This window comes from Mesorhizobium sp. BR1-1-15, from assembly GCF_020165475.1.
Classification (GTDB): Bacteria; Pseudomonadota; Alphaproteobacteria; order Rhizobiales; family Rhizobiaceae; genus Mesorhizobium.
On sequence record NZ_JAIUIF010000002.1, the window covers coordinates 351393 to 375028 of the forward strand.

24 protein-coding genes are annotated in these 23636 nt (G+C 63.6%); 23 read left to right on the top strand and 1 reads right to left on the bottom strand.

Annotated features, from left to right (window positions below):
- The first annotated feature begins 135 nt into the window (after positions 1-135).
- From LB541_RS05350 to LB541_RS05405, 12 genes are read left to right on the top strand one after another with little or no spacing between them, the layout of a single operon-like run.
- Positions 136-792 carry a cytochrome c3 family protein gene (locus LB541_RS05350; RefSeq protein ID WP_140522240.1) on the top strand — a complete coding sequence of 219 codons (657 nt, stop codon included), beginning with the start codon at positions 136-138 and terminating at the stop codon, positions 790-792.
- The gene (locus LB541_RS05355; RefSeq protein WP_224618020.1) at positions 776-3751 is read left to right on the top strand and encodes a TAT-variant-translocated molybdopterin oxidoreductase; all 2976 of its coding nucleotides are present in this window, start codon (positions 776-778) and stop codon (positions 3749-3751) included. Before LB541_RS05350 ends, LB541_RS05355 begins: the two co-directional genes overlap by 17 nt.
- Entirely contained in the window at positions 3744-5117 is a 1374-nt protein-coding gene (gene nrfD, locus LB541_RS05360; protein WP_224618021.1) for an NrfD/PsrC family molybdoenzyme membrane anchor subunit, read from the top strand. The genes LB541_RS05355 and nrfD overlap by 8 nt, the downstream gene beginning before the upstream one ends.
- On the top strand, positions 5114-5641 hold the full coding sequence (locus LB541_RS05365; protein WP_140518005.1) for a DUF3341 domain-containing protein: 528 nt from the start codon (positions 5114-5116) through the stop codon (positions 5639-5641). Before nrfD ends, LB541_RS05365 begins: the two co-directional genes overlap by 4 nt.
- A complete protein-coding gene (locus tag LB541_RS05370; protein ID WP_140556188.1) occupies positions 5638-6174 on the top strand; it encodes a c-type cytochrome in 537 nt (178 codons plus the stop codon). The genes LB541_RS05365 and LB541_RS05370 overlap by 4 nt, the downstream gene beginning before the upstream one ends.
- Positions 6171-7301: a hypothetical protein gene (locus LB541_RS05375; RefSeq protein ID WP_140518007.1), complete on the top strand. Its 1131-nt coding sequence runs from the start codon at positions 6171-6173 to the stop codon at positions 7299-7301. Before LB541_RS05370 ends, LB541_RS05375 begins: the two co-directional genes overlap by 4 nt.
- On the top strand, positions 7294-7794 hold the full coding sequence (locus LB541_RS05380) for a hypothetical protein (RefSeq protein WP_140496129.1): 501 nt from the start codon (positions 7294-7296) through the stop codon (positions 7792-7794). The genes LB541_RS05375 and LB541_RS05380 overlap by 8 nt, the downstream gene beginning before the upstream one ends.
- On the top strand, positions 7791-8543 hold the full coding sequence (locus tag LB541_RS05385; RefSeq protein ID WP_224618022.1) for an SCO family protein: 753 nt from the start codon (positions 7791-7793) through the stop codon (positions 8541-8543). Before LB541_RS05380 ends, LB541_RS05385 begins: the two co-directional genes overlap by 4 nt.
- The gene (gene coxB, locus LB541_RS05390; protein ID WP_224618023.1) at positions 8540-9499 is read left to right on the top strand and encodes a cytochrome c oxidase subunit II; all 960 of its coding nucleotides are present in this window, start codon (positions 8540-8542) and stop codon (positions 9497-9499) included. The genes LB541_RS05385 and coxB overlap by 4 nt, the downstream gene beginning before the upstream one ends.
- A complete protein-coding gene (gene ctaD, locus LB541_RS05395) occupies positions 9496-11139 on the top strand; it encodes a cytochrome c oxidase subunit I (RefSeq protein ID WP_140879247.1) in 1644 nt (547 codons plus the stop codon). The genes coxB and ctaD overlap by 4 nt, the downstream gene beginning before the upstream one ends.
- Positions 11136-11777 carry a cytochrome c oxidase subunit 3 gene (locus tag LB541_RS05400; protein WP_224618024.1) on the top strand — a complete coding sequence of 214 codons (642 nt, stop codon included), beginning with the start codon at positions 11136-11138 and terminating at the stop codon, positions 11775-11777. Before ctaD ends, LB541_RS05400 begins: the two co-directional genes overlap by 4 nt.
- Positions 11778-11782: 5 nt before the next feature.
- Entirely contained in the window at positions 11783-12037 is a 255-nt protein-coding gene (locus LB541_RS05405) for a cytochrome C oxidase subunit IV family protein (protein ID WP_140522223.1), read from the top strand.
- A gap of 28 nt (positions 12038-12065) precedes the next feature.
- Here the strand turns inward: LB541_RS05405 and LB541_RS05410 are convergent, their stop codons facing one another.
- Entirely contained in the window at positions 12066-12503 is a 438-nt protein-coding gene (locus LB541_RS05410; RefSeq protein ID WP_140522221.1) for a GFA family protein, read from the bottom strand.
- Between the two features lie 231 nt (positions 12504-12734).
- Here LB541_RS05410 and LB541_RS05415 point away from each other — a divergent pair, with 231 nt between their 5' ends.
- The 11 genes from LB541_RS05415 (at position 12735) to LB541_RS05465 (ending at position 23600) form a co-directional block, all read left to right on the top strand.
- The gene (locus LB541_RS05415; RefSeq protein ID WP_224618025.1) at positions 12735-13043 is read left to right on the top strand and encodes a hypothetical protein; all 309 of its coding nucleotides are present in this window, start codon (positions 12735-12737) and stop codon (positions 13041-13043) included.
- A 100-nt stretch (positions 13044-13143) separates the two neighbouring features.
- Positions 13144-14679: a sugar ABC transporter ATP-binding protein gene (locus LB541_RS05420; protein WP_140522217.1), complete on the top strand. Its 1536-nt coding sequence runs from the start codon at positions 13144-13146 to the stop codon at positions 14677-14679.
- Positions 14676-15668 (top strand): ABC transporter permease, encoded by a 993-nt coding sequence (locus LB541_RS05425; RefSeq protein ID WP_224618026.1) that lies wholly within the window; start codon positions 14676-14678, stop codon positions 15666-15668. The genes LB541_RS05420 and LB541_RS05425 overlap by 4 nt, the downstream gene beginning before the upstream one ends.
- Positions 15665-16693, top strand: coding sequence for an ABC transporter permease (locus LB541_RS05430; protein ID WP_224618027.1), 1029 nt, complete (start codon positions 15665-15667; stop codon positions 16691-16693). Before LB541_RS05425 ends, LB541_RS05430 begins: the two co-directional genes overlap by 4 nt.
- 103 nt (positions 16694-16796) lie before the next feature.
- The gene (locus LB541_RS05435) at positions 16797-18017 is read left to right on the top strand and encodes a sugar ABC transporter substrate-binding protein (RefSeq protein WP_224618028.1); all 1221 of its coding nucleotides are present in this window, start codon (positions 16797-16799) and stop codon (positions 18015-18017) included.
- 65 nt (positions 18018-18082) lie between these two features.
- Positions 18083-19372 (top strand): histidinol dehydrogenase, encoded by a 1290-nt coding sequence (gene hisD / locus LB541_RS05440; RefSeq protein WP_140518013.1) that lies wholly within the window; start codon positions 18083-18085, stop codon positions 19370-19372.
- Positions 19373-19395: 23 nt separating this feature from the next.
- Positions 19396-20439 carry a LacI family DNA-binding transcriptional regulator gene (locus LB541_RS05445; RefSeq protein WP_140496117.1) on the top strand — a complete coding sequence of 348 codons (1044 nt, stop codon included), beginning with the start codon at positions 19396-19398 and terminating at the stop codon, positions 20437-20439.
- Positions 20432-21049, top strand: a complete 618-nt coding sequence (locus tag LB541_RS05450; protein WP_140728523.1) for a hypothetical protein — start codon at positions 20432-20434, stop codon at positions 21047-21049. The genes LB541_RS05445 and LB541_RS05450 overlap by 8 nt, the downstream gene beginning before the upstream one ends.
- Positions 21021-21896 carry an N-acyl homoserine lactonase family protein gene (locus LB541_RS05455; protein ID WP_140518016.1) on the top strand — a complete coding sequence of 292 codons (876 nt, stop codon included), beginning with the start codon at positions 21021-21023 and terminating at the stop codon, positions 21894-21896. Before LB541_RS05450 ends, LB541_RS05455 begins: the two co-directional genes overlap by 29 nt.
- Complete coding sequence (locus LB541_RS05460) at positions 21893-22834, top strand: 3-hydroxyacyl-CoA dehydrogenase (RefSeq protein WP_140686454.1); 942 nt, start codon at positions 21893-21895, stop codon at positions 22832-22834. The genes LB541_RS05455 and LB541_RS05460 overlap by 4 nt, the downstream gene beginning before the upstream one ends.
- 16 nt (positions 22835-22850) lie before the next feature.
- Complete coding sequence (locus LB541_RS05465; RefSeq protein ID WP_140686455.1) at positions 22851-23600, top strand: SDR family NAD(P)-dependent oxidoreductase; 750 nt, start codon at positions 22851-22853, stop codon at positions 23598-23600.
- Positions 23601-23636 lie beyond the last annotated feature (36 nt).

The following is a 23636-nucleotide window of genomic DNA, read 5'->3' on the forward strand; positions in this document are numbered from 1 at the left end:
TGCGATCGGCCGCGGTTTTCGAGGGTGCTCCCAACTCACCATTTTGTGAGCATTCCGCGCCGACGGAACCTTTGTCGCTTTGCCGCCGTTAGGCGCTCGATCCAAAAGCTTGTTCCAAGCGAAAAATCGGCGAGGATGCCGCAGGTCTTTTCCAGCAACGCCAATGGGATTGCCCGCTTCTTTCTGTGGGGTGTTTGCTGTTTCGCGCTTCTGGCGGCCGTCGGCGGCACGGCGTTTTTGCGTTCAGGGTTCGTTACCGGCGTGGGGCAACCGGTGGCCCAGGCCGTTCCGTTCAGCCACAAGCATCATGTCGGCGATATCGGACTGGACTGTCGTTATTGCCACAACGGGGTCGAGACATCAGCCTCGGCGGGGCTGCCGGCGACAGAAGTGTGCATGACCTGTCATTCGCAGCTCTTCACCAATGCCGAGATGTTGGCGCCGGTGCGCGCAAGTCTCGCCTCGGGACAGCCGCTGCAATGGCAGCGGGTCAATTCGGTGCCGGATTTCGTTTACTTCAACCACTCCATCCATATCGCCAAGGGCATCGCCTGCGAGACCTGCCATGGCGCGGTCGACGAGATGCCGCTGACGCGACGGGCGCATTCATTGTCGATGGAATGGTGCCTTGGCTGCCACCGCGACCCCGGTCCCAACCTTCGCCCGCCGCAAGCCGTTTTCCTGATGCACTGGAAGCCGCCTAACGACATCGAGCAGATCCGGCGTTCCCTGATCAGCGTGCTCGACATTCATCCCGAGACCATGACGGATTGCTATGTCTGCCACCGTTGACCGAAATCCGGCTTTCGATCTTGCGGCATTGCGGGTCGCCGCGGCGGGGCGCGAGCCATGGCGAAGCATGGACGAACTGGCTGACACGGCGGAGTTCCAGCGCTTTGTGGAGGCGGAATTCCCCGCGATGGCCGATCCCCTTCAGCCTGGCTTCGACCGGCGCACCGTCCTGAAACTGATGGGTGCATCGCTGTCGCTGGCCGGACTGGCCGCCTGCAGCGAGGCCGAGAGCATCGTGCCTTATGTCCGCCAGCCGGAGAACATCATTCCCGGCCGGCCGCTCTACTACGCGACAGCCCTCTCCAGCGACGGCTACGGCATCGGAGCCGTGATCGAGAGCCATGAGGGCCGGCCGACAAAGGTCGAGGGCAACCCGGATCATCCGGCATCGCGCGGCGCCACCGATGCCGTCATGCAGGCGGCGGTGTTGTCGCTGTTCGATCCCGAGCGATCTCGCACGCCGCTCAAGCTGGGCGAGCCCGCAAGTTACGATGAGTTCCTGAAAGATATCGCCGAACTGGCTGGTGGATTCCTTGCTTCAGGCGGGCAAGGGCTGGCATTGCTGCTCGAGGCGACGACATCGCCGACGACGAAGGCGCAGATCGCGGCGCTGAGGGTGCGCTATCCCAGACTTCGCGTCTTCCGCCACGATCCGCTTGCGGCCAATTCCGGTGAACAGGCAACGGGTACATTGTTCGGCAGGCCGTTGACGGCGATCTACCGTTTCGACCGCGCCGATGTGATCGTCAGCCTGGATGCCGATTTCCTGGGCGATGGTCCGGGGCGCCTGGCCTATGCTCGTGATTTCGCGCAGCGGCGGCGGGTGCGCAAATCGACGGACACGATGAGTCGCCTCTATGTCGTCGAGACGACTCCCACCATCACGGGTGCTGCCGCCGACCATCGCCGAGCTATCAGGCCAAGCGCCGTCGCAAGCGTTGCGGCGGCGATCAAGGCCGCCCTTGATGGCGACAATGCCGCGGTCGGCTTGTCGCCGCTCGATCCGGAATGGATAAACGCGCTTGTCGACGATCTGCGCAGCGCCGGCCGCAATGCGCTTGTGGTGCCCGGAGCGCACCAGGCACCGTTCGTGCATGCCTTGGCCTTCGCTATGAACGCCAGGCTTGGTGCCCTTGGCAACACGCTGCAATTGATCGAGCCGCCTGATGCCATGCCGGCGGATGGCGATCTTGCCACGCTCTGCGGGGCCATCACGGATGGTTCGATCGACAAGACCGTCGTGCTCGGCGCCAATCCCTTGCACACGGCGCCATCGGACCTCGATGCACGGAAGGCTTTTTCGAGCCTGAAGCTTCTTGTCCACTGGGGACTCTACCGCGATGAGACGGCGTTTCTGGCTCGCTGGCATATCCCAGCCGCGCACGAGTTGGAGAGCTGGAGCGATATCCGGGCCTATGACGGTACGGTTTCGATCGTGCAGCCGCTCATAGAGCCTCTGTTCGGTGGCAAGAGCCTGCATCAGTTGCTTGCCGCGCTGGGCGGTGAATTCGGCGCCAATGCGCAGGCACCGGTGCGCCGGACGTGGGTCGCCATGGACGAGGTGGCCTGGCGCAAGGCGCTGCGCGACGGCATCGTGCCGAACACTGCTGCTGGTCCCGCTGCCGTTTCGGCACCGCCGGATAGCGATGGCTCGGCACCCAATGCCGCCACCAAAGGGTTGGAGGTTCGCTTCGTCGCCGATCCCTGGCTTCGCGACGGCCGCCACGCCAATTCATCCTGGCTTCAGGAATTGCCCCGGCCGTTAAGCAAGCTCGTCTGGGGCAATGCGGCGCTGGTCTCGCCAGCCACCGCGCAGCGCCTGGGGCTCGAAAACGGGCAGGTGGTCAACCTGGCGCGGGACGGCAGGACGCTGGACGCACCCGTCTGGATCACGCCGGGACAGCCTGACGACACAGTGACGCTGTCGCTCGGTTTTGGACGCAAGGCCGGCTCGGTGGCGGCACTCGCAGGCGGCTACGATGCCTTCGCGATCCGGACCAGCGATGCGCCATGGTTTGCCGACGATGTCGTCCTGAGCCCGCGCGGCGGTTCGGCGCGTGTAGTCACGACCCAGCATCATCAAGCGATGGAGGGCAGGGCGATCATCCGCCATGCTTCGCTCGATGCGTTCAGGGCAAATCCCCATTTCGTGCGCGCCCACGCGCCCCCAGCGCCCGTGGAATCGCTCTACCCCGACTGGAGCTACGACCAGGAAGCCTGGGGCATGTCGATAGACCTGTCGGCCTGCATCGGCTGCATGGCCTGCGTGTCGGCCTGTCAGGCCGAGAACAACATCGCAACGGTGGGGCCGGACGAGGCGGCACTCGGACACGAAATGCACTGGCTGCGCGTCGACCGCTACTATGCGGGCGGGATCGACGATCCGGACATGTTCTTCCAGCCAGTGCCGTGCATGCATTGCGAGAAGGCCCCCTGCGAGGTCGTCTGTCCGGTCAATGCGACCATCCATACGCATGACGGTCTGAACGCGCAGGTCTACAACCGCTGCATCGGCACGCGCTACTGTTCGCAGAACTGTCCCTATAAGGTGCGGCGGTTCAATTTTCTGGAGTACCAGGAGTTCGACAAGGACAGCGCGGGACCGGAGCAGGCTGTCCACAATCCCGATGTCACAGTGCGTTCGCGCGGCGTCATGGAAAAATGCAGCTACTGCGTACAGCGCATTTCGCAAAAACGGATCCGCGCCCAGATCGAGAACCGGGAGATCGAGGACGGTGAAATCGTCACCGCCTGCCAGCAGGCGTGCCCGACACAGGCCATCACCTTCGGCGATCTCAACAGGAAGGATTCGCAGGTCGTCCAGGAAAAGGCCTCGCCACACAATTACGCGCTGCTCGAAGAACTGAACACAAGGCCGCGCACCACCTATCTGGGCAAGGTCAGCAACCCTAGCGACAGGCTCGCCGCGACATCCGGCTCGGAGGGCGGCGATGGCTGACGTGGCCGCCCGCAGGACGAGCAAAGGCATGACACCTGTGCTGCGCGGGCGTCACGATTTTCCAGAGATCAGCGGCCGTATCAGCGCGGTGGTCCTGCAAGGGAAGTTGCCGCGGTTCTTCTGGTCGGCGTTCTTCGTCTGCTTCGCCTTCGTATTACTGTTCCTCTATTCCATCACCTACCTGGTCTCGGTCGGCGTTGGCGCCTATGGGGTCAACATTCCTGTGGTCTGGGGCACGATGATCTCGAGTTTCGTGTGGTGGATCGGCATTGGCCATGCCGGTACGCTGATCTCAGCGGTGCTGCTGCTGCTGCGCCAGCCCTGGCGCGCCTCGATCAACCGCTTCGCCGAGGCGATGACGCTGTTTGCCGTGGCGATGGCCGGCCTCTACCCTATCCTGCATCTTGGCCGGCCGTGGTTCTTCTATTGGCTCCTGCCCCTGCCCAACACCCACATGCATTGGCCACAATGGCGCAGCCCGCTGGTCTGGGACTTCGCCGCAATTTCCACCTACGCCACCGTCTCGCTGCTGTTCTGGTACACGGGATTGCTGCCTGATCTCGGCGTGCTGCGCGACCGGGCGAAGTCGCGCGGTGGGCAACTTTTCTACGGCGCCCTCGCCCTTGGCTGGCGCGGCTCGGCCTATCATTGGGCGCGCTATCGGACGGTCTATTTCCTGATGGCGGCGCTTGCGACACCGCTGGTCGTATCGGTGCATTCGATCGTCGCCCTCGATTTCACCTTCGCCATAGCGCCGGGCTTCCATTCGACGATCTTTCCGCCCTATTTCGTCGCCGGCGCGCTCCTCTCCGGCTTCGCCATGGTGCTGACCATAGCCATTCCCTTGCGCTGGGCATTCGCTGTGGAAGACCTGATCACGCCGCGCCACATGGACAACGCCGCCAAACTGATGATCGCGGCCGGCATGGTCGTCATTTACGGCTATACATCGGAAGCGTTCTTCTCCTGGTATTCGGGTGAGCCTTACGAGCGCGCGATGATGGTCCAGCGCGCCGTCGGCCCTTATGCGCCGCTGTTCTGGACCATGCTCTTCTGCAATTGCGCGGTGCTGCAACTGCTTTGGTTTCGCCGTGTGCGATCCAATATGCCGCTGCTGTTTTCGATCGCTCTGGTCATCAACATCGGCATGTGGCTGGAGCGCTACATCATCGTGGTGACCGGCCCGAGCCGCGACTACCTGCCGTCGTCCTGGGGCGAGCAGTCGCTGACCTGGCTCGATTTCGGCATCCTGTTCGGATCGATCGGCACCTTCTTCGCGCTGGTCTTCCTGTTTATCCGCATCCTGCCGGCGATAACCATCTTCGAGGTCGAGGAACTGGCCGAGCAGAAAGGCGGCGCGGCATGAGCGTCCATGGCGTCATCGCGGCTTTCGCCGATCCGGATGCGCTGACCAGGGCGGCGCAAGCGATGCGCGACAAGGGCTACCGGCATATGGATGCGTTCTCGCCGTTCGAGGTGCACGGCCTGACAGACATATTGGGCATGCGAAAGACACGGCTGCCATGGGTCATGCTGGCGGGTGGTGTCGCCGGCGGCGTGCTGGTCTATGCATTGATCCTTTATTCCGTCGAGATCGACTATCCGGTCAATGTCGGCGGCCGGCCGCTGCATTCCTGGCCGCCGTTCACGGTCATCGCCTTCGAAGCCGCGATCCTGGCCAGCGTGTTTGCCGGCTTCTTCGGCATGCTGGCCGAGAACCGGCTGCCGCAATATTATCACCCCGTCTTCAACGCCGAGAGCTTCACCTACGCGAGCGGCGGCAAGTTCTACCTGCTGATCGAGGCCACCGACCCGAAATACCGCAAGGGCGTCACCAAGGGGCAGCTGACACGGCTTGGCGCCGAGACGGTCGAAGAGGTGGCGATATGAACCCGCGGCTGCTTTTGCCGGTTTGCCTGCTCCTCGGCGCCTGCAAGCAGGACATGGCCGACCAGCCTCGCTACGATCCGCTCGAAAACAGCAGAGAGTTCGCCGACGGCATGTCGGCAAGGACACCGGTCGAAGGCACGGTGACGCGTGACGCCGACCTGGCGGCGACGCCGGACAAATTCCCGTACCCGATCACCATGGCACTGCTTCAGCGTGGGCAGCAGCGCTTCGACATATTCTGCTCTCCCTGCCACGGCCGCACCGGCGACGGGCACGGGATGGTGGTCAGGCGTGGTTTCCCGCCGCCTCCGACCTACCATCAAGATGCGCTGCGCAAGGCGCCGGACCGGCATTTCTACGACGTCATCACCGACGGTTACGGTGCAATGTATCCCTATGCCGCGCGTGTCGAGCCGCGGGACCGCTGGGCGATCGTGGCCTATATCCGGGCGCTGCAATATTCGCGTCATGCTGCGGCCGGCACGCTGCCCGAATCTCTTCGCGCGAAACTCGATGCCGAGGCGGCACGATGAAGCGCGCCGCCCGGCCCGACGACCACCTCGTCCTGCTGCTCGCAGCCGCCGCCGCAGGGCTCTCTCTGTGCGCGGCCGGGCTGTTCGTCGCCCCGCGCGCGACACTGGCCGGCTGGCTGATGACGGCGGTGTTCCTGCTCGGATTGCCGCTTGGCGCAATGACCCTGCTCATGGTGCACGGGCTGACCGGGGGGCGCTGGGGCGACGCGTTGCGGCCGCCGCTGCGGGCCGCCGTCGCGACCTTGCCTGTCGCGCTGCTGTTGATGCTGCCGGTGCTTGCGCGGCTCGATCTGGTCTTTCCCTGGGCAGGAGCCGACCCGGCGCTGACGGAAGCGGTGCGCCAGAAAATGACCTATCTCAACGTGCCATTCTTCGTCGTTCGTTTCATCGTCTATGCTGTCGTCTGGCTGGCGCTGGCCTGGCTTGTACTTGGCTGGACGGCGCCCGGTTCGGCCGCAAGCAGGACCGGCGGCGGCTACGCCATCGGGCTCGTCGCGCACGGCTTTGCCGTGACGGTGTTTGCCATCGATTGGATGATGTCGATAGAGCCGGATTTTTCCTCCACCATCTATGCGATGCTCGAAGCGGCGGCCGAGGTCGTCGGCGTGTGCGGGCTGGCGCTGGCGGTGCTCTCGGCCGGCCGTGCGATCGAGTCGGCGCCGGGTGGCGAGGAGGACGTGGCGCTCGGCGAAGACCTCGCCAACATGATGTTCGGCTTCATGCTCATCTGGGCCTATCTGGCATTCATGCAGTGGCTGGTCGTCTGGGGCGGCGACCTGCCCGACGAAATCCATTGGTATGTCATCCGTGGTCGAAATGGCTGGCAGTATCTGCTTTGGCTGCTGATCGCGCTGCAATTTGCCTTGCCCTTCGCCGGTTTCCTGAACCGCTCCGTCAAGCGCAGCCGCGTTGGCCTGATAGGGCTCGGCGCGTTCCTGCTGGCCGGACATTTCGCCGATGTCGCCTGGCGCGTCCGGCCGGCTTTGTCCGCCCTCGGTGCAGGAGTGTCGTGGCCGGACCTCGCGGCAATGGTCGGCGCGGGCGGCATCTGGTTCGGGTGCTTCGTCTATATCTGGACCAGGCCTGATCGCATCGTCGTCTGGCGCGGGAGGCTGGCCCGTGGCTAAGGTCGTGCGTCATCCCGAAACACGCGATGTCTGGCCGAGGGCGCTCGTGCTCATTGGCCTCGGCCTGCTTGTCTTCCTGGCGCTCGCCGCGCTTGGGCTGAGACTGATTTTCGATACGGCCCCGTTCTGGCCACTTGCGGGCACGCAGATGAACGGCAGCGCCGCAGGTCCCGCCTTGCAGGATTTCCCCGGGGCCGATCTTGCCGCGTTCCGTCAGCAGGAAGATCGTGAACTCGGCATGCTTGCATGGGTCGACCGCAATGGTGGCATCGCGCGCATTCCGATCGACGACGCCATGAAGCTGATCGCCGCGCAGGGACTGCCGGAGGCGGTAACGCCCGCTGCGGCCGGTGAGGACTGCGCCTTGCTCGAAGGCCAGGTTCCGCGCGCGCCGCAGGCCGGCATTTGCCGCGCCCGAGCGGACGCGGCGCAGCCAAACGCCAGGGCGCCGCAGCAGGGCCAGGCCGCACCGGCCATGGGGGCGAGGCCATGAGGCGTTTGGTCCTGCCGCTCGTGCTCCTGGCTGCAATGACCGCCAGCGTGCGCGCGCGGCCGGTTTTCGAACCGCAGATCGGCGCGCAGCTCAGCCTCGACACAGTCTTCCGCGAGGCTTCGGGCGGACGGCAGACGCTTTCCGGCATTCTCGGCGGGCGGCCGGCGCTGCTCATCTTCGGTTACGACAAATGCCCCAATCTCTGCGGCGTGACCCAGCAGGCGGTTGCCTCGGATCTGAACAAGACCGGCCTCGATCCCGCGACCTACCACGCTCTCTTCGTCTCGATAGATGCTTCCGAGACCGTCGCGGATGCGGCGTCCATCCAAGCCGAAGTCGGGCGGTCCGCCGGTCAGGCAGGGTTGTCCGCGTGGCGCTTCCTGACCAGCGAGGATGGCGCTGGCGCCGCCCTTGCCGCGGAGGCCGGCATCACATTCGACCGGCGCGACCGGATCTCGCAATATGTCCACCCGATCGCGGTCATCGCGCTGACGCCGCAAGGCCGCATCGCGCAAGTGCTTCCGGCGCTGAGTTTCGAGCCGCGAGATCTCAGGCTTGCCCTGGTCGAGGCGTCGGCCGGGCGGCTTGGCTCTATCGCCGATCACATCTTTCTGCTGTGTGCCGGCTTCGATGCATCAAAGGGCCAGTACACGCCAGCGGTCCGGGCAGTCGTGAAGGTGACTGGCATGGCGACGCTGCTTGGCCTTGGCGCCACCATCCTCGTTCTGTCGCGAAGGAGGCCGATTTGACGTTCGGCATCCCTTTTACGCCGCCGCAGGCCTCCTCGATTGCCGGCAGTGTCGACGCCCTGTTCTACGTGCTGCTTGCCTTCACCGTCGCGCTGGGCGTCTTCCTGACCAGCCTGGTCGTTTTCTACGCCATCAAATATCGCGCCGGCTCCAAGGTGGAGCGAACGGGGGAGCGTGCGCGCAGCACGCCGCTCGAGGTGACCTGGACAGTCGCCAGCCTGCTGATCGCTTTCACCATCTTCGGATGGGGAGCCGTGCTGTTCCTGCGCCGCGAACACCCGCCCCTTGACGCACTCGAGATCGCCGGCCTTGGTAAGCAATGGATGTGGGAGTTCCGTCATCCTGGCGGCCAGCGTGAAATCAACGAACTGCATGTGCCGGTCGGCGAGGCGGTGATCGTGTCGCTGGCATCGCAGGACGTGATCCACTCATTCTTCGTACCTGCCTTCCGGGTCAAGCAGGACGCGGTGCCGGGGCGCACCACGCATGTCTGGTTCATCGCCAGCGAGCCCGGGCGGTATCATTTGTTCTGCGCGCAATATTGCGGCACCCAGCATTCGGAGATGGGCGGCTGGGTGACCGTGATGCCGCCGCAAGAATATGCGGCGTGGCTGGGCAAGCAGGGCCAGGGTGAAACGCTTGCGGCCGACGGCGAAAAACTCTTCCGCGCGCTCGGCTGCTCCGGCTGCCACGGCAATTCCACCAAGGTGAGGGCGCCGGATCTGGCTGGGGTCTTCGGACGGCCGGTGGCCCTGGACAATCAACAGACCGTCATTGCCGACGACCGCTATTTGCGCGATTCCATCCTCAATCCGAAGAAGGAGATCGCCGCCGGGTATGAACCCGTGATGCCGAGCTTTGACGGCCTTGTCGACGAGCAGGAGCTACAGATGCTGCTGGCGTATCTCAAATCCCTGTCGCCGCGAGCAACCAGGGAAAGCGGGGCGACCCAATGAGCAGGCAAGCCTTGGCGCCTTCGAGCTATCTGCATGGGGAGGCCGGACCTGCCGCCTGGCTCTTGACCACCGACCACAAGCGCGTCGCCTGGCTCTACCTGATGTCGCTGACGGCGTTCTTTTTTCTTGGCGGTGCTTTTGCCGTGATGATCCGGATCGAACTCGCGTCGCCTGCGGGCGATCTGGTGTCGGACGATGTCTATAACAGGCTGTTTTCCCTGCATGGCATCATCATGGTGTGGTTCTTCCTGGTGCCGTCGATCCCCGCGACGCTCGGCAATTTCCTGCTGCCGCTGATGATCGGCGCGCGCGATCTCGCTTTTCCGCGGCTCAATCTCGCCAGCTGGTACGTGTTCATCTTCGGCAGCGCCTTTGCCCTGGCCGCGGTGCTCGCCGGCGGTGTCGACACGGGTTGGACCTTCTACACGCCGCTCTCGACGCTCTATGCCAACGGCTTCGTTTCGATGGCCGCGCTGGGTGTCTTCATCGTCGGCTTCTCGACGATCATGACCGGCATCAACTTCATCGTCACCGTCCACACGTTACGCGCGCCGGGGCTGACCTGGTTCAGACTGCCGATCTTCGTCTGGACGATGTATGCGACCGCGCTGGTCATGGTGCTGGCGACGCCGGTGCTGGCCGCCTCGCTGATCCTGATCGTGCTGGAGCGTGCCTTCGGTATCGGCATCTTCAATCCCGCGCTGGGCGGCGACCCGCTGCTGTTCCAGCATCTGTTCTGGTTCTACTCACATCCCGCGGTCTACATCATGATCCTGCCCGGCATGGGCGTGGTTTCCGAAGTGCTGCCCTGCTTCAGCAAGCGCCCGCTGTTCGGCTACAAGGCGGTGGCGATGTCTTCGATGGCGATTGCCGTGTTCGGCTTCCTGGTCTGGGGTCACCATATGTTCGTATCAGGCCAGTCGGCCTATGCCGGCATCGTGTTCTCGTTCCTGTCGTTCTGCGTCGCGATCCCCTCGGCGATAAAGGTGTTCAACTGGACGCTGACGCTGCGCAAGGGCGAAATCACTTTCGAGACGCCCATGCTTTATGCGCTGTTTTTCCTGGCGCTGTTCACTTTCGGGGGGCTGGCCGGCCTGTTCCTGGCCGCTCTCGCCGTCGACGTCCACGTTCATGACACCTATTTCGTCGTGGCGCATTTCCATTACATCATGGTCGGCGGCATGGTGACGGCCTACATGGCGGGGTTGCATTTCTGGTGGCCGAAGATCACCGGCCGCGTCTATTCCGAAACCTGGGGCCGTATCGCCGCGACCGTGACCTTCCTCGGCTTCAACCTGACTTTCTTCCCGCAATTCGTGCTCGGTTTTCTCGGCATGCCGCGGCGCTATCACACCTATCCGCCGGAGTTTCAGTTCTGGCACGTATTGTCCTCGGCCGGCGCGGTCGTTCTGGCCGTCGGCTATCTTATGCCGCTGCTCTATCTCGGCTGGTCGCTGTTTCGCGGGACGCGGGCGCCGGCCAACCCGTGGGGCGCGACCGGCCTTGAATGGCAGACGGCTTCGCCGCCGCCCCCGCATAATTTCGACACCATGCCCGTGGTCAGGCGGCAGGCCTATGACTATGCCATGAAAGGCCTGAGGCACGAGACGTTCAGCCCGCACAGGGACGAAGCCTCATGAGCGGGCCGACCGAAAGCATTGCCTTCGATACACGGGCCCGCGAGAAGGCGGCCGATGCGTTCGGCATGTGGATTTTCATCGGCTCCGAGGCGATGCTGTTCGGCGCGATCGTGCTGGTGTTCCTCTACGCCCGATTGAGCTATGGCGCGGCATTCGCCGCGGCGTCGCAACATCTGTCATTGCCGCTCGGCACGCTGAATACGGCGGTTCTGATCACCAGCAGCTTCGCGATGGCGCTTGCCCATATGTTCACGGCTGCCCGGCGTTGGCGGCCCGCCTTCTGGGCCTTGATGTCCACGAGCCTGCTTGGCTGCATCTTTCTGGTGATCAAGGCCGTCGAATACAGCAAGGAATTCAGCGAGGGCCTGGCGCCGGTGCTCGGCGCGCCGTTCCGCTTCGCAGGCCCAGATCCGGCCCATGCCGAATTCTTCTTCGCGCTCTATTTCGCCATGACATCGCTGCACGCGCTGCATCTGATAGGCGGCATCGCGGTGATTGCCGGCATGCTGTTGCTCAGGCCGAGGACCGCGCAGGCGAGCCGGGCGCGCCGCGTGCAGGCGATCGGACTCTACTGGCATTTCGTCGACATCGTCTGGGTGTTCCTGTTCCCGGTCCTCTATCTGATCAACCGGGCCTGACGACGATGAGCGACCTCGCCAAGCTCACATTCGCCTATCTCGCGCTGCTCGCCTTGCTGGCGCTTACCGTCGGCTCTTCGTTTGTCGACCTCGGTGGGTTCAATTCCGCGATCAACCTTGCCGCGGCGGCTGCCAAGACAGTGGTGATCGCGCTGCTGTTCATGCATCTGGCGGGCGAGGGCATCCTCCCCAGGCTCGCGGTCGCGGCGGTGGGCCTGTGGCTGGCCATTCTCTTTGGCCTGACCCTGATCGGGCAATAGCCTGCGGGGCCTAGTGTGGCGCGCGTCATCAACGTTCGCGCGGATTGCCCAGGGCTGGATCACGGCGCCTCGTGTAGCCGTCGACGCGGGGCAAGCCGTCGGCCATGTCGATGAATGGCAGGTGCATATCCCAATAGGCCTGTGCCTGTGGCGGAAACCGCTCCGGCGCGTCCATGAAGCCGATCGAGACATAGAGTTCGTCACGCAGGCCTTCGTCGGCATAGAAGATCGAGGTACCGCAATCGGCGCAAAAGGAGCGGATGACCCCCTTCGTCTTCGAAAAGGTCTTCGGCTTCCCGGCGGTCAGCTCGACCTGGTGCGGGCGATAGCCGATCCAGATGGTCATCGGTCCGCCGGTCGCCCGCCGGCAATCGTCGTCATGATCGAAGCAGATCCAGAAAGGCTCTCCTTCCATCACCGCCATGACGGCACCGCAAAAACAATGTCCGCGCTCGATGCGAGCCATGTTGCTGCCCGTTGTCAGAGACTGTCGGTCGTCAGGACGGCGCTTCCGCTGCGGTCGAGCATGAATTTTCTCCGAAGCTGTTGGGGGATCTGATCCTGCGGGGTCAACGCAGCGCCGCCAAATTGGTTTCGGCCATAGGAGCGGCGGCGGATTCAAATCTGCGCTTCCGGCCTAGCCGCTGGAACCTGCCGGTCGAAACCAGGTTATGACTGTGCCAAAGGAGGACCGGCCATGACTGGAAGCGAAAATCGCCGCGAGACTGGTGCCACCAAATATCCGGCCAGGAGCGACGGCGATCCCGCCGATTCATTCTCCCAGGACGCCGCAGGCAACAAGCCGCCGGCGTCCGGGCAAGGCCTGACGCGCCCTTCAGGCGAGGTGAATGAGAAAACGCATCAGTCCGAGGGGCAGAATCCATCCCGGCGGGCGCTCCCCGACCAGCCGCCCAGAAAAGGCGCCGGCTCAGCCACTTCTGAGCACTCAAAAGACGGCCAAGTGCCGCCCGGAGGCCGGGAGCCTGGTGCGTTCGACAAGGAATGAACGATTCACAATTGACAAGCCGGCGGTGCTTGGGGATTAGTGAGAACGTTCTCAGAGAACGTTCTCACCGCTGCGGCGGACTTACCTTTTGGGAGGAGGTATGGGTACCGACGAGATCCGGCTGGCTGTTCGCATCGCGAATATTGCAAAATCCTACGGACCCACAGTCGCACTCGATTCCGTCTCCATTGATCTGCGGCCAGGGGAAGTCCATGCGCTGTTGGGCGAGAACGGCGCCGGCAAATCGACGCTCGTGAAAATCCTCAGCGGCGTCGTGACGCCTGACGGCGGATCCATGTCGATCTTCGGCAAGCCTTATGCGCCGCATGGCATCATCGATGCGCGGGCGCAGGGCGTGGCGACGGCCTTTCAGGAACTCAGCCTGCTGCCGAATCTCAGCATCGCCGAGAATCTCGTGCTGCCGAAAATGCCGAAGGGCAAGCTAGGTCTCGTCTCGCGCCGCACCGCCAAGGCATCAGCTGGCAAGGTTCTTAACGACTACGCTCTCTCCCACTTTGATCCTGACACGCCCGTCGGCGTGCTTTCGCTTTCGGATCGTCAGCGGCTTGAGATCGTGCGCGCCTTCACCCATGCCTCGAAGCTCTTGATCCTCGATGAGCCGACGGCCGCGCTGGCGGACGTCGAATGGCTGTTTGAGCTCGTGCGCCGGCAGAAGAACCTGCAGACCGCCATCCTCTACATTTCCCACCGCCTCGGCGAGGTGCGCACCCTGTGTTCGCGCGCCACCATCCTGCGCAATGGCCGCAGCATCGGCACCGTCGAGTTGTCCGGCGCTTCGGACGAGAACATTTTCGAGATGATGGTCGGCCGAAGCGCGCGTGAGACGACCGCCTCGCAGCCTTTGGTCGCCGACACCGCGCCCGTCGCGCTCAGCGTTCGGGGCCTCTCCGGCGGCATTTTGCGCGACGTGTCGTTTGATGTCAGGCGAGGTGAGATCGTCGGCATCGCCGCGCTCGAGGGGCAGGGCCAACGCGACCTGTTCAGGACGATGATCGGCCTCTCCAAGGCGAAAAGCGGCGGCATCGAGATCGACGGCGTGCCCGCCCAGATCGCCAGCCCGGGCGCCGCGCTCCATTTCGGCAACGGCCTTGCCTACCTGCCGGAGGACCGCAAGTCGGAAGGGATTTTCGCCGGCCTCAGCACCGCCAGCAACATGGTGTTGCCTATCATTTCGCGTATCGCGCAGGGTGGCGTCGTCTGGCCGGCCAGCGAGCGTCGCATTGCGAAAAAAACCGCTGAGGCGGTCGAACTGCAGGAGCGCTATCTGCAGTTCAAGATCGATGAGCTTTCCGGTGGCAACCAGCAGAAGGCGCTTCTGGCGCGCGTCATGATGACGGGTGCGCGCACTCTACTGCTTTTCGATCCGACGCGTGGAGTCGATGTCGGAACCAAGCAGTCGATCTACGAGGCGATCCGGAAGTTCGCTGCCGATGGCGGCTCGGTGCTCTTTTACTCGTCCGAACTGCCGGAACTCGTCCATCTCGCGCATCGCTGCATGGTGCTCTATGGCGGCCGCGTCTTCGCCGAATATCAGGGCGATGCCATCGATGAGCCGACTATCGTCGGCGCGCTGATCGGCCACGCTGCGGGCGCGGTGAATGGAGTGGCCGCATGACCGCGGTCCAGGCAAATCCCGCGCCCCGCCGCTCCGCGTTATGGAGGGCTATCATCAGCGGCACCGGCATCGTGGCGATGATCTATGTCCTGCTTTATGCGCTCTACGCGTTCTGGCAACCGGATGCGCTTTCGGTCTACACCTTCACCGATCTCGTCAACAACTCGACGCCATTGGCGCTCGCGGCAGCGGGCGAGACGCTGGTCGTCATCAGCCGCGGCTTCGACTTGTCCGTCGCAGGCGTCGTCTCGCTGACCAATGTGCTGATGGCGGTCTATCCGTTCGGTGGTCCGGGCGGTGCGCTGGCCAGCCTCCTGATGTGCTGTGCGATCGGCGGTGCCGTCGGCGCAATCAACGGCATTCTCGTGGCCAGGCTTGGACTGCAGACCATCGCGGCGACGCTCGGCACGATGATCGTCTGCCAGGGACTTGCGCTGGTTATCCTGGACGCGCCTGGCGGTATGGTTGCCGACTTCGTCACCTATACGCTGACCGACACCCTGTTCGGTATCATCCCGATCGCCGGGCTGTTTCTGGTTGCCGCCATCGCGCTTTGGCTTGCCTTCCGGCGGACCAATACCGGGATCGGCCTCTATGCGATCGGCGCCGACGAGCAGTCGGCTCGCTTCTCCGGCGTGCCCGTGGCAGGGGTACGCATCACGGCCTTTGTCGGCGCCGGCATCCTTTACGGCGTCGCCGGCTTCATGCTGAGCGCCCAGACGGCGACAGGAAATCCGACAGCCGGCACGCCATTCCTGATGCTCACCTTTGCCGCAGTGGCGCTCGGCGGCACGCCGTTGAGTGGCGGCCGGGGCAGCCTCGTTGGCTCGATCCTGGGCGCCGGTACGCTGATGCTTTTGCAGAAGGTGCTTTTCTCGGGTGGGGTCTCGTCCTTCTACACCGGCATATTCCAAGGTTTCGTGCTGGTGCTTGCGATCGTGTTCGGCAGCGCCGTGGCGCGCCTGCTCAAGAAGGAAGAGATCCGGTGAACGCGCATAAGGACGTTGCGACGCGTTTCGAGGCCAACTCCGACCGGCGCGGCAGGCAAAGGCTCGACCGGGAGGTGGTCAATACGCTTGTCGTATTTGGGCTGAGTGTCGTGCTTGTGGTGTGCTCGCGCTTCATCAGTCCGGCGCTGGGTTCCTGGGATCAGGTGCTGACGGTTCTCATCCTCGCGTCCTTCCTGATCGTGTTGTCGTTTGGGCAAGGGCTCGTCATCCTGATCGGTGGGCTCGACCTATCGGTCCCCGCCCTCATCACGCTCGGCGGCGTGTTGACGACGACGTGGATTGGTAGCGGCGATGCCGGCATCTGGTACATGCTGCCGGCCATTCTGGTCATTTGCGCGCTGGTCGGCACGATCAGCGGACTGGGAATTGTCTGGCTGAAGGTTCCTCCCTTCATCATGACCATGGCGACCTCGATCGTCGTGGCATCGGTGGCGCTGGGCTACACCAGCGGGACGCCGCGCGGCGGTTCTCCGTCCGCCTTGCTGTGGCTGATGAAGGAATGGTTCCTCGGCGTGCCGCTGGTCATCTACTTCACCGTCGCTTTCATCCTGTTCGGCTGGTTCTTGCAGAATTTCACTGCGCTCGGCCGCCGGCTCTACGCCCTTGGCACCAACAGGAACGCCGCTCTCATCGCCGGCGTCGCTGTCAATCGGCTCGAGCTCGTCCCCTATGCGATCAGTGCCGCTTGCGCAGGCTTCGTCGGCATGATGCTGGTGGGCTATTCGAACGGGGCGACGCTGAGGATGGGCGACAGCTACATGCTGCCTTCCATCGCTGCCGTCGTGGTCGGCGGCTCCTCGATCCTCGGCGGCAGCGGAACTTTCATCGGGACGGTCGGCGGCGCAATTCTTCTGACGACGCTTGGCACCGTTATCTCCGCTATCGGCCTCAACGAAGGATGGCGCACCGTCATAGAGGGCGCAATCATTGTCGCCGCCCTGCTGGTGCTGCGCGGTGAATTCCTGGCCGATCTCGGAAATCGAATGCTGACGCGGAGGAAGTGACCATGCCTGTGCGTGAAATGCGTTTTGTCCAATTGTGAGAACGTTCTCACAAGCTCTGGTCCGGCACCTGCAAGGGCCAAATTCCAACGGGAGGTTGATCGAAATGAGGCTGTTAAAAAGACTGGGACTGGCCGCGTCGCTGACGCTTGCCACCGCCATGGGCGTTGGGATGGTTGTCGACCATGCCCAAGCGCAGGACAAGAAGTTCAAGATATATCTGTCGCTGAGCTACAGCGGCAATTCGTGGCAGTCGGAGGCCGCGAACATCGTCAAGGCGTTGGCGCAGACGCCGCCCTACGACAAGACGGTGGAGCTGAAGGAAGTCATCTCGGGAACCGACCCCCAGGCTCAGATCTCGGCCTATGAAAGCATGATACAGGCTGGCGCCGACGGCATCATCAGCTTCCCGATCTCGTCGACGGCGCTGAACCGCACGGTCCATCGCGGCTGCCAGAAGGGCGTGCTCTTCTTCATGTACGACGCCACGGTGACCGAGCCTTGCGCCTACAATGTCAGCTATATCACCGCAGGCTTCGGCGAGAACACCGCCCAGGCCTTGGTCAATATCCTGGGAGGCAAGGGCAAGATCTTCCTGAGCCGTGGCGTCCCGGGCAACTCGGTGGATAAGCGCCACACCGACGGCGCGATGCACATTTTCAACCAGTATCCCGGCATCAAGGTCGTCGCGGAATACTACTCCTACTGGGATGACCGCACCACACAGCAGGAGACGGCCAAGGCTCTCGCTGCGCATCCCGATGTTGACGGCATCTGGGCTCAGGCAGGCGAATATGGCGCCGTTCAAGCGCTGCTCGACAAGGGCAACAAACTGGTTCCGATGACCGGCGAGAACTCGGACGGTTTTCGTCTCGGACTGGCAGACCCGAAGATGCAAGGCATGGGTCTCAAGGGTGTGTCCGCCGGTTCGCCGCCTGCTACGTCAGGCTATGCCTTCAAGCTGATGATGGAGATCCTGACCAAGAAGCGCGACCTGAAGCCGATGAACATCGAGTACCCGCTGCCTTGGGTGCCAGCGGATCAAGTAAAACCCTGCAAAGGCGATACCTTCGCCGACGGGTGCAATGTTTTCCCGTCCGACAAGGTCCCGAGTTCCTTCGTCACCGAGGTCTTCAATCCCGATTTGCTGCCGGAACTGTCGCTGCAGTCGGCGCTCGAGGGCAAGCCAACACCAGGAGCGACCATTCAGGCATTGCCTGCGGACGTGAAGCAGGCGCCCGATGCCCCTGGCATCAACTGCTCATCGTGCAAGGCTCCGGCCGACGAATACAAGCTCACCAAGATCGAGCCGACGGTAAAACCCTGACGATCAGCAATGCAACAGGTGGACGGCATCCTGCCGCCCACCTGACTCAACATAAGGATGAGAATATGCCGACTTTTCTGAAACGGGGCAGGGATCCCGAAGCTGTCGCCCAGAGCGATGCGGCCGTCCGGACGACCGTCGAGACGATCCTTGCCGACATAGAAAAGCGAGGCGATACCGCTGTCCGGGAGTTGTCGGAGCGTTTCGACAAATGGTCGCCGCCAAGCTTCCGGCTCAGCGACAGCGAGATCGAGCAGGCGATGTCCAAGGTGTCGGCAAGCGACATCGAGGATATTCGCTTCGCCCAGGCCCAGGTTCGCAATTTCGCCGAGAAGCAGCGCGCCTGCCTCCAGGACCTCGAAGTGGAAACGCTTCCCGGCGTTGTCCTCGGCCACAAGAACATTCCCGTGGAAACAGTCGGCTGCTACGTGCCGGGCGGGAAATACCCGATGGTCGCCTCCGCGCATATGAGCGTGGTGACGGCCAAGGTCGCCGGGGTGAAGAAGATCATCGCCTGCGCGCCGCCGTTCCAGGGCGGTCCGCATCCGGCTATCGTGGCCGCGATGCACATGGCCGGCGCGGACGAGATCTACGTTCTGGGCGGTGTGCAGGCCGTCGGCGCCATGGCGCTCGGAACCGAAACCATCGGGCGCGTCGACATGCTCGTCGGTCCTGGCAATGCCTTCGTCGCTGAAGCCAAGCGGCAATTGTACGGCCGTATCGGCATCGACCTGTTCGCCGGCCCGACCGAGACGCTGGTCATTGCCGACGACAGTGTCGACGGCGAGATCTGCGCGACCGATCTGCTCGGCCAGGCCGAGCATGGTCCGACCAGTCCCGCCGTGCTTTTGACAAATTCGGAGAGGCTCGCGCGCGACACCCTGGCCGAGATCGAGCGGCAGCTGAAGATCCTGCCGACCGCCGAGATCGCCGCCAAGGCATGGGCGGACTATGGCGAAGTGATCGTCTGCGCTTCCTACGAGGAAATGGTCGCGGAGGCCGACCGGATCGCATCCGAGCACGTCCAGGTCATGACGCGCGATCCGGACTACTTCCTCGACAACATGCGCAATTACGGCGCTCTGTTTTTGGGAGCGCGTACGAATGTTGCCTATGGCGACAAGGTCATCGGCACCAACCATACGCTGCCGACCAAGAAGGCGGCCCGTTACACAGGCGGTTTGTGGGTTGGCAAGTTCATCAAGACCTGCACCTATCAGCGCGTTCTGACCGACGAAGCGAGCGCCATGATAGGCGAGTACTGTTCGCGCCTGTGTGTCCTCGAGGGATTCTATGGGCATGCCGAGCAGGCCAACATCCGGGTCCGCCGCTATGGAGGTCGCAACCAGGCCTAAGCCAGCGCGCCAACGGAGTTTTCATGTCGATCATCGCCCGCAACAAGAACAGCAAGCCCCGCCTGACCGTGAAGGATCTGGCGCGCGATCTCGGCATGTCTGTTTCGACCGTATCCAGGGCCTTTCACGCCGATGCCGTGATCGCCAAGAATACGCGGGACCTGGTGCTGAACCGTGCGAGGGAGATCGGCTATTCGCCGAACCCTTTCGCGCGCAGCCTCATCACCAAGAAGACGCGTATCGTGGGTATCGTCGTCGCGGACATCAAGAACCCGTTCTATCCGGAAGTGCTGACGCGGCTGACCACCGCCCTTCGTGCCATCGACATGAACGTGATGCTCGTCGCCGCCGACCAGTCGGGAGACGTCGACCAGGCGCTACGCCTGCTGCTCAACTACCAGCCAGATCTTGCCATCATCCTGGCGGCCACCCTGTCTTCGGCGGCCGCGCAGGAATGCCGTAGGGCCGGCACTCCGGTGATCTTTTTCAACCGACTCTCGGCCGACGACCACGCGTTCGGCATTTCCTGCGACAATATACTCGGCGGCCGCAGCATCGCCGACTATCTCGTCGATACCGGCCACCGGCGCCTGGCCTACATCGCCGCCTTGCCCGATGCCTCCACCAATGTCGCACGCCACAGGGGCTTCAGCGAACGCGCCGTCGAGCGTGGCCTCGCCGCGCCGATAGTTATCGAGGCAGGCCAGTTCAGCTATCACGCCGGCTACGAAGCGGCGCGCAAGCTGCGTGACCTGAAAGAGGTTCCCGACGGTGTCTTCTGCGCCAACGACATTCTCGCCATTGGCTTTCTCGACGGCGTGCGGCGAGAGCTGGCGCTCGGCGTGCCGGACGACATTTCGATCGTCGGCTTCGACGATATCGAGATGGCCCACTGGCCTTCGCACGGGCTGACGACCGTCCGGCAGCCCATTGACCAGATGCTCGAGGCCACGGTCAGCCTGGCGAAGGAATTGAGCACGAATTCCGGCCGGGAGCCGATCGTTCAACTAATCCCGCCCGGCGCGGTGATCGAGCGCGCGACGACGCGAAAAAGGCACCATGGCTGATATCCCGGGAAAGCGCTTCTTCGAGCGGGCGGTAAGCGTCCACCGCTATGACTGCGAGGTCGTCGCGGCGCCCCATGTCTCCGTCACCGGAAGCGAGGAACCCGTCGCCACCGTGAACGATGCCGCGTTGGCCGACGAAGCCATCGTCCGCTACGTCGTGGCAACCCGCCCCGTCTACGAAGGCCTGCGCCGGCTGATCGGCCAACTCGCTGGCCTGCTGGTCCTGGCTCAGGCCGGCGGACGCCGCGACGTGCTCGATCTGCCTGACATTCCGGTGGCCCGCGAACGGTGGACGGAGGTGGAGCAGCGGCTGGGCGCCTTGCACGCGCCGCATGGGCTCGAAAGCCATTGCGCGCGTCTGCGGGCCGCTCATGCAACGCTGGGCGAGGTCCTGGACGATTTCGGTTCGGCCCGACTGCGGCGCGACTGGCAGCAGGAGCTCGACCGGGCCGGGGAGAGGATCAAACGCGCCTACGCCGGGCTGCAGGCGGCGTCGGAACCGCGGGCCGGTATGACGCCGGTCGATTTCAATCACGCCTGCTGCAGCTGTGTGCAGCGCTGGCGACAACAGGGAGGAAGCAATGGGCCAATATTCGATCTGGGTGCTTGAGTACAGCTATGTCAGCAACTACCACAAGAGCGGGGTGCTCTACGGCGCCCACAACCAGGGTTACGTCAAGCTTCCTTACTGCTACGCGCTGATCAAGGGCAACGGTCGCGTCGCGATGGTCGATGTCGGCTACAACAACAAGGACTACGGCAAGCATCTCGCCGACAAATTTGGCGTCGAGAACTGGCACTCGCCCGACGCCGTTCTTGGCGAAATCGGCCTCTCGCCCAAGAACGTCGACACAGTTTTTGTCACGCACGCGCATTTCGACCATTTCGGCAATGTCGAGGACTTCCCGAATGCGACCTTCTACATCCAGGAGAGGGAGATCGCGAAGTGGGTCTGGGCGATGTCGCTGCCGGACCGCATGCGCTGGATGAACGTAGCCGTCGACCCCGGCGACATCGTGCGCGGCGTCGATCTGGCCCGTCAGAAGCGGTTGGTAACGATCGACGGATCGAAACAGGACGTCCTGCCCGACATCGATCTCCATGCCGCTTTTGACAGCCATACCTACGGGTCGATGTGGGTCACCGTGCGCAACGGCAAGGACGACACCTGGGTGCTGGCTGGCGATCTGGTCTACGTCTTCGATAACATCGAGGGCTCGGGAGCTGCCGTCGATATCGAGACGCTCTACGTTCCGGTGGGGCTTGCGGTCGGCAGCCAGACCAATCTCGTTCTCGCTACCGAGGAGATGATGAAGCAGGTGGGCCACGAGGCACGGCGGGTCATTCCCATCCACGAAGAGCGGTTGAAGGACCGGTTCCCATCCCGCATCACTCAGGATGGCCTGCGGATCACCGAAATTTGCCTCGCGGACGGCGAGACGTCACGGGTGCAATGATGGATGCAATCCGCAAAGTCGCCATTGTCGGTGCCGGACTGGTCGGCCGTGGCTGGGCGATCGTCTTCGCCCGGGCCGGCCATGATGTGACCATCTATGACGGCAGCGCCGACATCCGCGCCGCGGTGCTCGACAAGATCCGGGCCAGCCTTGCCGATATGCAAGAGGCCGGGCTGGTAGATGCCGTCGATGCAGTCATGCGGCGGCTGAACGTTGTCGATACGCTGGAGGGTGCGGTAGCGGATGCCGACTACATCCAGGAGTCGGTGCTGGAAGTGCGCGACATCAAGGAGGCGGTCTGTCTGGAGATTGACCGGGCGATGCGGCCCGACGCGGTCGTAGGCAGCTCCAGCTCCGGCATTCCGGCCTCGGCCTTCGCTGGGTCCTGTGCCAACCGCCGGCGTTTTCTTGTCGCTCATCCCGTCAATCCACCGCATTTGATCCCGTTGGTGGAACTGGTCCCGGCGCCCTGGACCGACGCGGAGGCCGTTGCGTGGCTGCGGGTGCAGATGGAGGCCGTAGGGCAGGCTGCCGTGATCGTGCGCAAGGAAGTCGAAGGGTTCGTCCTCAACCGGCTTCAGGGGGCATTGCTGAACGAAGCCTGGGCCCTGCTCGAGGAGGGCGTGGCAAGTGCCGCCGATATCGACCTTACGGTGTCGCATGGGCTCGGCTACCGGTGGTCCTTCATGGGGCCTTTCGAGACGATCGATCTGAATGCGCCCGGCGGGATCGCGGACTACGCGAGACGTCTGGGACCGCTCTACCATTCGATCGCCCTCGCCAGGCGCGATCCGGCCCCCTGGTCGGAAGGGCTGGTTGCCAAGGCCGAGGAAGCGCGCCGCGAAAAGTTGTCAGCATCCCAACTCGCCGAACGCAGCGCCTGGCGCGACCGCAATCTAATGGCGCTGGCCGCCCATAAGCGAAGCACCGGGGTTTGACACTCAGGAGACGGCCATGACAGCCACACTCACAGGCAAGGTTGCCCTGGTCACTGGAGCAACCGGCGGCATCGGCGCGCGGATCGTATCCAGGCTTGCTGCGGAAGGGGCTTCGGTTGTCATCGGCTACAACCGTTCGCGGCAGGCGGCCGACGATCTGGTTTCGTCATTGGCGTACGGCGATCACTTCGTCGCCGAGGCGACCGTGACGGACAGCGATTGCCTCGCGCGCCTCGCTGGTCAGATCGAGAAAAGCTTTGGCCGGCTGGATGTCCTGGTCAATTGCGCCGGGACAACCCGCTTCGTGCCACATCCGGACCTCGACAGCCTGGACGATGAATTGATCGACCGCATCTTCAGCGTCAACGTGCGCGGTGTGATTGCTGCGACGCGGGCCATGCGGCCGCTGCTCGACCGCACCGGCAGCGGGGTTGTTGTCAACATCTCGTCGATCGCAGGGGTCACCGCCATGGGCAGCAACGTCGCCTATTGTGCGTCGAAAGCCGCTGTCGATAATCTGACCAAGTCGCTGGCGCGTGCCCTAGCCCCGAGAATCAGGGTCGTTTCGGTCTCGCCCGGCGTGGTCGACACCGACTTCATCAAGGGCCGTGACGAATCCTGGCGGGACGAACAGGCAAGCCGGACGCCGCTGGGGCGGCTGGGCACGCCCGACGATGTCGCCGAGGCGGTTTTGGCGGCTGCGACCCATCTCCGTTTCGTGACCGGCGTTATCATTCCGGTCGACGGCGGTCGGCCCCTGGCCTAGAGCCCGGGACAGGATCAGGTCGAACGGACCTCGTTT